This is a genomic window from Cupriavidus lacunae, from assembly GCF_003353055.1.
In the GTDB taxonomy this organism is placed as follows: Bacteria; Pseudomonadota; Gammaproteobacteria; order Burkholderiales; family Burkholderiaceae; genus Cupriavidus; species Cupriavidus lacunae.
In genome coordinates this window covers 1-8534 of sequence record NZ_QKWJ01000154.1, presented here as the reverse complement: position 1 = coordinate 8534, position 8534 = coordinate 1, and the positions used below count along the sequence as shown (strand labels likewise).

Annotated in this window: 6 protein-coding genes and 4 pseudogenes; 2 read left to right on the top strand and 8 right to left on the bottom strand. The window is 62.1% G+C overall.

The window, feature by feature from the left end:
- Positions 1 to 198: 198 nt before the first annotated feature.
- The gene (locus DN412_RS41405; protein WP_244223084.1) at positions 199 to 1368 is read left to right on the top strand and encodes an aromatic ring-hydroxylating oxygenase subunit alpha; all 1170 of its coding nucleotides are present in this window, start codon (positions 199 to 201) and stop codon (positions 1366 to 1368) included.
- Positions 1369 to 1636: 268 nt separating this feature from the next.
- On the opposite strand, the gene DN412_RS41400 is transcribed toward DN412_RS41405, so the two are convergent.
- From DN412_RS41400 to DN412_RS45340, 4 genes and pseudogenes are all read right to left on the bottom strand, one after another.
- The gene (locus DN412_RS41400; RefSeq protein WP_115216797.1) at positions 1637 to 1831 is read right to left on the bottom strand and encodes a DUF2783 domain-containing protein; all 195 of its coding nucleotides are present in this window, start codon (positions 1829 to 1831) and stop codon (positions 1637 to 1639) included.
- A gap of 20 nt (positions 1832 to 1851) precedes the next feature.
- Positions 1852 to 3542 (bottom strand): annotated as a pseudogene (locus DN412_RS41395) (FAD-dependent monooxygenase).
- 91 nt (positions 3543 to 3633) lie between these two features.
- Positions 3634 to 4149, bottom strand: a complete 516-nt coding sequence (locus DN412_RS45345; protein ID WP_244223083.1) for an MFS transporter — start codon at positions 4147 to 4149, stop codon at positions 3634 to 3636.
- 40 nt (positions 4150 to 4189) lie between these two features.
- A complete protein-coding gene (locus tag DN412_RS45340; protein WP_244223082.1) occupies positions 4190 to 4846 on the bottom strand; it encodes an MFS transporter in 657 nt (218 codons plus the stop codon).
- 363 nt (positions 4847 to 5209) lie between these two features.
- On the opposite strand from DN412_RS45340, the gene DN412_RS41385 reads away from it, so the two are divergent.
- Positions 5210 to 5635 (top strand): MarR family winged helix-turn-helix transcriptional regulator, encoded by a 426-nt coding sequence (locus tag DN412_RS41385; RefSeq protein WP_341868108.1) that lies wholly within the window; start codon positions 5210 to 5212, stop codon positions 5633 to 5635.
- 241 nt (positions 5636 to 5876) lie between these two features.
- Here DN412_RS41385 and DN412_RS44290 read toward each other — a convergent pair whose 3' ends face one another.
- The 4 genes and pseudogenes from DN412_RS44290 to DN412_RS43690 all read right to left on the bottom strand — a co-directional run.
- The gene (locus DN412_RS44290; RefSeq protein ID WP_244223085.1) at positions 5877 to 6806 is read right to left on the bottom strand and encodes an aldehyde dehydrogenase family protein; all 930 of its coding nucleotides are present in this window, start codon (positions 6804 to 6806) and stop codon (positions 5877 to 5879) included.
- Positions 6804 to 7273: pseudogene (locus tag DN412_RS44285) on the bottom strand (helix-turn-helix domain-containing protein); the annotation flags it as partial. The pseudogene DN412_RS44285 and the gene DN412_RS44290, both read right to left, overlap by 3 nt.
- A 319-nt stretch (positions 7274 to 7592) precedes the next feature.
- A pseudogene (locus DN412_RS41375) lies at positions 7593 to 8046 on the bottom strand (acetaldehyde dehydrogenase); the annotation flags it as partial.
- A gap of 91 nt (positions 8047 to 8137) precedes the next feature.
- Positions 8138 to 8534, bottom strand: a pseudogene (locus DN412_RS43690) (MFS transporter); the annotation flags it as partial.

Sequence of the window (8534 nt, the reverse complement as noted above, 5' to 3'; positions counted from 1 at the left end):
CTACGGTTTACAACCGAAATCTATTGCCGCCCGCCAGAAGGCGTCGCCTGCATCCTGGCCCGATGCATCCGGTCAGGGGCGACGCAGCGCCTGAGGGATTGCCCCGGGTTATTGAGCAGTTACGTGATTTCGCTGTAACTATTTAGTTTGGCTAAATATTTCCCAAATTTGTTCGGCTCGGATCAAGGAATTTAAAACGTGTTGACGAAAGCACAGAATCTGGAACTGACTCAGGTGGGGCGCGGCACACCGATGGGCGAAGTACTACGGCGCCACTGGCATCCTGTCGCCGGCGTCGACGAGCTCGAGCGCGAAGCGATCAAGCCGATACGTCTGCTCGGCGAGGATCTGGTGCTGTTCAAGGACTTGACTGGCCGCTACGGCCTGATCGAACGACACTGCGCCCATCGCGGTGCCGATCTCGCCTACGGCTTTGTCGAGAAGGACGGTTTGCGCTGCAACTATCACGGCTGGCACTACGGCCGCGACGGCCGATGCCTGGCCCAACCCTATCAGGACAGGGTTGCCCCGCGAGGCGCGCTGCGCGAACGGATTCTCATGGATGCCTATGCTGTGCGCGCGCATGCTGGTCTCCTGTGGGCCTATCTCGGCCCGCAGCCCGCACCGCAACTACCGGACTGGGCGCCGTTCCACTGGCCAAACGGCTTCGTGCAAATCGCCTTCGCACAGGTGCCCTGTAACTGGGTACAGGCCCAGGAAAATTCGATCGACCCGCTCCATTTCGAATGGATGCATGCCAATTGGGGCCGCCGTCTGCGCGGCGAGCACGACCACGCGCCGGAGCATGTGAAGATGGCGTTCGATGAGTTCGAGCATGGCTTCGTTTACCGGCGTATTACCGAGGATATCGATGAATCTCATCCGCTCTGGACCATCGGCCGTGTCTGTCTCTGGCCGAACGGCTTCTATCTCGGTGAGCATTTCGAATGGCGCGTGCCGGTCGACGACGAGAATACGCTCAACGTAACGTGGTCGTATCTCCGCGTTCCGCACGAGTCCGAACCCTACGTGCAACAAAGTATTCCGAGCTGGCACGCCCCGGTGGCGGATCGTCGTACGGGCTGCTGGATCAATACGCACGTGATCAATCAGGACATCATCGCCTGGTGGGGGCAGGGACGCGTTGCTGATCGGACCCGGGAAAACCTTGCGGTCAGCGATGCCGGCATCGCGATGATCCGTCGTCAGTACTTCCGCGATATGGAGGCGGTTGCACAGGGGCTCGATCCCAAAGGTGTATTGCGCGAGCCCGCGAGTGCAGGGGGGATTCCGCTACCGTGTGGCGACGCGCACGAATTTTTTGCGAAGGGCTTGCCGCGCGTTGCTTACGAAGCTCATCCGAGATAGGGCAGGTTGTTGAGGCATTTCCCGTTTCATGCGGGACAACGGAGGAGGTGCGCCGCGCCTGCGAGGCTGCTACCGGCGTTGCCATGACGGATGATGTCGGACCTGCCGTCAAGGTTTAATTTGGTTCTAAATTTATACGACTTTATTGTATGGTTCTTCCACTCAATTTTTCACTTCGGTCAGCCGGATCCAGTCAAACTTACCTACGAGGCGAGGTAGCCACGCGCTGCAGCTCAAAGCCTGCCGACTTCAGCAGGCTTGGCGTGTTTCAAAGGCTTTGCAATGCGACCTGCACATGTTTCTGGAATTGCTGAGGGTTTCCCAGCGCATTGGCGTGGAGCAGCGCCAGCTTGACCAGGAATAACTCCGTTTTGTCCGCGCCAGCCTGATCGATGGCACTCGCCAGGACATCGTAGACCGACTCCAGGCCGGCAATGGTGAGGGCTTTGGGATGGGTAGTCATGGGGACTCTCCTGAAGGGATTTACTGAGGCAAGGCCGTGTGCAGAGCAGCTTGCAGCCGGGTCGCATCCAGCGTCAGCCAGCGGGCACATACGTGCTGGTCGGGGCGCAGCAGGTAGGCAGCGCCGCTGGCCTGTACGCCATAGCGCTGCCGGAAATGGCCATTTGCGTCTTCAAGGGTCAGGTCGGCACCGGTCACCGATTGCGCGGCGCCAACGGCAATGACCCGCAGTGGTACGCCGCGGGAACGGGCCGCTCCCACGACTGCCTGAAGCGGATCAGGCAGGGCCGGAGCATCGGTGAAGTACAGCAGATCGAAGCCACCGCCTAGATGATCCAGCAGGAAATCGTCGGCCGCCAGGCGAATGTTTTGGGGCGGGGCGCCATGCGCAGGGCCCTTCGCGAATAGCGCGTTGTCGTCCCCCGGGCTGTTGAGCGCCGAATCGGTATATTCGTGCGGTCGCGAAGTGCGCCAGTGATACAGCGGTCGCACAAATGGCTCGCTGAGCGACAGCGACAGCACGGCGTCACGCAGCAAGCGGAAACCTTCACTGGGGGGCGTCATGAAGCGTGTGCTCTTGCCAGCCTCTTCGATGATTTCGCGAGCAGCGCCGACACGCTCAGTGCTGTAGTTGGCCAGCAGTTCATGGCCGGCCAGCCCCTTGATGACGAAGGCAAGGTGCCAGCCCAGCGACTGCGCGTCCTGGAAGGCAGTATTTGCGCCGCGTACGCCGAAGATTGGCAGCAGGTGGGCGGCATCGCCGGTGAAGATGACGCGGGCGTGTACATAATCCGGCAGTGTCAAGGTGCGTGCCGAGTAGACGGAACACCAATCCACCTCCCAAGGGGTGTCGCGTATCCGATCATCGCTAGTTGAGCATCGATGCGGGCCTTGAGCGAATCGGGTCTGAGTGCCTCCTCGGGTGTTTCCCCGACAGGCAGTTGATAGTCTAGTCGCCAGATCCCGTGCGGCTCGCGGTGCATCAGAATCGTGTTGCCGGGATTCCAGTCGGGGTCGAAGAACGCCAGCCGCTCCGTCGGCAGGGGAAGATCAATCTTGATGTCGGCAATCACGAAGAGACCCTCATAAGAGGCGCCTTCCATCTTCAGGTCCATCGCGGCGCGAATGCCAGAGCGACCGCCGTCGGCCGCGACGAGCCAATCCGTCTCCAGCGTGTAGGGGCCTTCGGGGGTGTCGATCTCAACGCGGGCAAAATCAGCCTGCTGCTCGACTGAGACGACCTTGTTGCCCCAGCGGAAGTCGATCAACGGGTTGGCGGCGCAGGCGTTGAACAAGTATTCCTCCATGTATTGCTGTTGGATATTCAGCATGGGGAAGAAGCGGTCGTCCGGGTCGTGCGGGGCCTCCATCCGGAAGACATGTTGTCCTCGGTAATACGAGTTGCCAAAGCGCCAGGGTAGGCCGTTCTCTGTCATGTATCCGGCTACGCCGACCTGCTGCAGGATTTCCATGGAACGGCGCGTGAACACGATCGCCCGGCTGCCTTGAGATACCTGCAACTCCGAGGTGATAACAACGCTGGGCACACCGTGGCGGGCCAGTTCGAGCGCAGTGACCATGCCCGCCGGACCGGAGCCGGCGATGACGACTTTCTTGCGTTCCTGGGCTGGATGGGACGAGGGTAGCCAGGGGTTGAAAACACGGTAGTCATAGTAGATCGACGGGCGAACTTCGGTTTCGGGCTGATGCATTTAGCGTGGCTCCTGTCAGGAAGAGGGACGTCGGGTGTGCCGGATCAAGACCGACGATCTCGACTTGCGAACGGGACAGTGATGCTTGCCGTCAGGCAGCAACCTTCGACGCCCCGGGAATCGGAAGAATCAGAAAGACCGCGCAGCCCACCACCAGTAGCGCTGCCGCGTAGAGCAGGCCAGTGGTGAAGCTGTGTGTCATATCCTTGAGCCACCCCACTACCAGCGGGTTGAGGGCAGATCCAATGTTGCCGGTCGCATTGATGACGGCAATGCCCAAGGCGCGCGCCCCGAAACTCAAGGCATGGTCGGGTGTCGTCCAGAAGATCGACATCGCGGTGTAGGCGCCGGTGGATGCCAGGCACACGCCCAGCAGTTGCATCGCCGGCTGTGATGACCCGGCCGTCAGCAGCCAGCCCATGGCCGCGCACAGCATTGGCAGCACGGTGTGCCAGCGGCGCTCCTGGGTGCGATCCGAGCGCCGACCCCACCAGATCATCCCGATGATCGTGCACACTTGCGGGATGGCGGCCAGCAGGCCGATGGCGGTGTTGCTGGCCTCACCGGCAAAGCTCTTGACGATCAGAGGCGTCCATACGGCCACCATTGCCAGGCTGTTGACCAGACAGAAGTAGGCCAGCGAAAACTTAAGAACGGTGCCCGAAGTCGATCAGGCCAAGCACGGAAGCCGGCAGCCCTTCGAGCAGGAACAGCCACTGCCAGCCTTTGAACCCATATAGCCCGTCCAGGCCCAAGACCACGCCCGAGATCGCCGAGCCGAAGGCGGCAGTGACCGGCATTGCGATCATGAACAGAGCGTTGGCCCGTGCCCGGTAGGCGGCCGGGAAACAGAACGTCAGGTACAGGAGCATGCCAGGCAGAAAGCCGGCCTCGGTGACACCCACCAGCATACGCAGCCAATACAGAGTCGTCGCGTCGGTAGCGAACATGGTTGCCGTGGAGGCCAGCCCCCAGGCGATCATGATGGCGGCAATCCAGCGCCGCGCGCCAATACGCGCCAGAACAACGTTGCTCGGCACGCCGCAGGCGATGTAGGCAAGGTAGAACAACGTGGTGGCCAGGCCGAACTGGGTACCGGAGAGCCCCAGGTCTTTCATCATGGTGAGCGCCGCGAAACCGATATTGATGCGGTCGAGAAACGAGACCACGAACAGCAAGAATAGGAACCACAGCAGATGACGCGACACCTTGGCGACGATCTGGCGGCTTTGGGCGTCACGGTGGCGCGAGTGAGCAGTGAATGCATCACTTGCAGGGTGGGTAAGTTCGTTGGGTGATCTCATGGGGGCTTCTCCTGCGGCGCCATACGCCAGCAGACGTATTGGATAACGAACGCGCCTTGTCGCGTTACCGTCTGTGCCCAAGGGTCCTCGTGTCCTGGATCTTCCAGGCGGCGACCGTTATTGTTGGTTGCGCACGCAACTAGTATGTGTCAGATGAACGCCCGCCCCTATCGGGGTTTATACTAGTTGCGTGCGCAACCATATAAATGCGATCGTGCGTTTACATTGAGGCGTCGTTATCAGCACTTCCTGCGCGACATTGGTGATGCCCGCTAGGTCCCGCCCTGTTGCCGAATAGCCTTTACCCTGAACGAGTTGCTGCTTGTGACATCCAGATCGATTCCCGTTGCCCTTGATCGCACCTTGACGCACCGCCTTCACACGCTGTCAAAGCTCACAGACCGCGTCACCCAGTTGGCTTACGAGGCTGAGGTGGGTATCCCAATGCACGAGGGCCGCTGCCTGGCCGCGATCGGTTCGTTCAGTCCGATGTCGGTCAACGACCTGGCGCGCAATGCAAACTTGAACAAGGGCCAGGCAAGCCGCGCGGCGCAGTCACTGGTCGATCAGGGGCTGGTGCGCAAGGCGGGTAGTGCCATCGATGGGCGCGGTGTCGTCTTGACACTGACAGCCAAGGGGGAGCAGATCTGGCGACGGGCGATGACGTTGATCGAGCGCCGTAATGTCGAAATTCTCTCTTGCCTCGATGCCGTCGAGCAGGAGCAGTTCGATCGCCTGCTCGATCGCCTGGTTTTGCACGCGCGCGAGAAAAGCAATGAGGCGGGGTGATTGAACAGAAGCAGGACGTGGAACGAGCGTGGTGGAACGCTGCCTCAGCGCCGCCGCTACATCCTGCCAAAATCATTAGTGTGCCTTGCACTCAAGCGAACCGAACCGGCCGAAATACTTGAACGAATCTTCTCAAAAATTCCGGCCGGTCATGATGGGATCGCTCAGGCGACTGGGTCGCCAGGTGTAAGCGGAGGTGTTCGGTTAGTTCAAACCTGCCCAGCGTGGATATACGCGGTCTTCACCGTANCACGGCCAGCGCTTCATCGTAGTCCTTGACGCGGATCACGGAGGCCACGGGACCGAACACTTCCTCGCGGTTGATGCGCATGTCCGCCGTCGTGCCCGTCACTAGTGCCGGCGCCAGGAAGAAGCCCGGCGTGGCGCGTTCCAGGCGTTCGCCACCGATGACGGTACCGCCTTCTTCGCGCGCGATGGCGATGTAGCGCACATCCTGTTCGAGCTGGCGCGCATCGACCACGGGGCCGATCTGCGTATCCGCCGACAGCGCGTCGCCGATGCGCAGCCCGGCCAGCCGGTTGCGCATGGCCTCGACAAAGCGGTCATGGATGCCGTCGGTGACGATCAGGCGGCTCGATGCCGTGCAGCGCTGACCGGTCGAATAGAACGCGCCGTTGATGCAGGCTTCCACCGCGACGTCGAGGTCGGCATCGTCTAGCACGACCATCGGGTTCTTGCCGCCCATCTCAAGCTGGAATTTCTTGTCCGACGCCACACAGCGCGCGGCGATCACGCTGCCGGTGGCGACGGAGCCGGTAAAGCTGATGGCATCCACGTCGGGCGACGCGACCATGGCTTCGCCGACCACCGCGCCGCGTCCCATCACCAGGTTGAGCACGCCCTGAGGGAGGCCGGATTCGACCAGGATATTGACGAGTTCCCACGCGCTGCCGGGGACCAGTTCGGCGGGCTTGAACACCACACAGTTGCCGTACGCCAGCGCGGGCGCGATCTTCCACGCAGGAATCGCGATGGGAAAGTTCCATGGCGTGATGAGGCCGATCACGCCAAGCGGCTCGCGCGTGACCTCGACGGTCAGTCTGGGGCGCACGGACGGCAGGATCTCGCCGCCCAGGCGCAGCGCCTCGCCGGCAAAGAACTTGAAGATCTGGCCGGCGCGCGTGACTTCGCCGATGGCCTCGGGCGCCACGGCGGCAGCGGTGGTGCCAGACAGATCGAGCTCGGCCAGCGCGAGGTCGACGTAGCGCTCGCAGATGGCGTCCGCACGATGCCACGACTCACCCACCGTTCTGGCTACAGCAGAAAATGGCATCTGCTGCGCAAGCCCCACCACCATGGCTTCAAACAGCAACGTGAAGCCGGAGAGCTTGCCGGCCCAGTCCGGCTCGACCAATGCCACGCGGCCGTCGGGAAGCTTCACGCGGGGCGTGCGGACTTCCAGATAGCAGTCGTGCTGGAAGAAGTTCAGGGGCCGATAGCGTTTGGTCACCGTGTCGTGAACTGGGTGAGCACCAGCGACCTCTGGGTGGGGAAAGCGGCTGCCAGCGACAAAGCCAATCTGGATCGTCAACGTCTTGGCTTCCGCATTGAAATCGACTTCCCGCACGAACCACGATCGCTTACGCCAAGGGCTGCTTCAAACAGTTTGCTGTGCATCGCTTGTGTTCTTCTTTACCTGGAATCCGCACGAGTCGCGATCGTGGCTTCTGGAGGACTGAGCCACTTCATGGTGGACGAGGATCTGGACAGGGAGGTCCTAGCAGCAATGGTCGATGGGGGCGCCAAGAGGCTCCGGGAGCTGCCGCAAAGCGCGCTGCAGTCAGGCTCGTCGGAGATCTTGAACTGGGTTTTGGCAGCTGGAGCGCTAGACGGTGTGACGGTGCGTAGCTTGCATACTATCCCCTGAGGCGCACGCCGGCAGGCACAGGAGTTGGCGCAGGATTCGTGAGCTGGAGCTGAGCAACTGCCAGGCCGTGCCACCGACCTCGATGGGCCTCTTGGATGTGGTTTCGGTGAACTCGTCGATGTTGACGCGGGTGCCCGGGCGGGCTGACTTGCTGCTGACCGAGGCGACGATCTCCGCGTAGTGGACCTCGGCCATGCGCGACACGGCCGCGACGATGGGAATCTTGGCCTGGCGGCCGCAGGTGACCATGTTCACGTTCGGCGCGTCCAGATGCGCGTCGAGGTTGACGACTGGGCACGCAGTATGGGCCGATCGCCGCGGGCGTCAGGTCGACCAGGCGCAAGCCCGGCTTGAGCTTGCGCAGCAGCGCATCGTTCTTTACGTCTGCGCTGGCGGAGGTGGCGTCGAAGACGAAGTCGATGTCATCGAACACCGGCAGGCGTATCAGCCCTTCGGCGCCCTCGTACGTGGTTGCAACGCCTAGGCGGGCGGCGCGCGCCAGTCCGTCGGACGCCGGGTCGACCGGGTCATTGCGCAGGTCCACGTTTAGCCTGCCGCCAATGGAGCGGGGTCGCATCGCCGCCGGAGAGGGGCTACGCGTGCCCCGCTGGCGTTTAGCGCCTGTCAGCTCGCCGGGCCAGGTGCCGGCTGGCAAGAAAGTAATGCAGCCCCGACCAGGCGAAGATCACGCTCATTGCCAGCATAGCGTAGCGCAGGCCCTTTGCCGATGCCTGCGCACAGGCCACCGCGGCCGGGCCGTGCCAGACCGCGGCGCCGTGGGCACCGCTTGGCGCCGCATGGCACATTGCCTGAAAATCTCCAGCGGCAAATAGGTGCGACGCGATCACGTCGCTCAGCAGGCCGATCGCGGGCGGCCCGAAGCCTTGTCCGACCAGGTTCATGACAAGAAAGACGATTGCCGTGGCCGTTGCGCGCATGCGCGGCGAAACGAGCGCGTGGACCACCGCAAAGGTCGGGCCGTTCCAGACGTTCAGCAGCACGGTGCACACC

What these genes read in the sequence shown, in the direction of transcription:
- DN412_RS41400 (WP_115216797.1), bottom strand. Translation starts at nt 1,831, where the DNA reads ATGACTACCCATCCCAAAGCCCTCACCATTGCCGGCCTGGAGTCGGTC.
- DN412_RS45345 (WP_244223083.1), bottom strand. Translation starts at nt 4,149, where the DNA reads ATGGTGGCCGTATGGACGCCTCTGATCGTCAAGAGCTTTGCCGGTGAG.
- DN412_RS45340 (WP_244223082.1), bottom strand. Translation starts at nt 4,846, where the DNA reads ATGAGATCACCCAACGAACTTACCCACCCTGCAAGTGATGCATTCACT.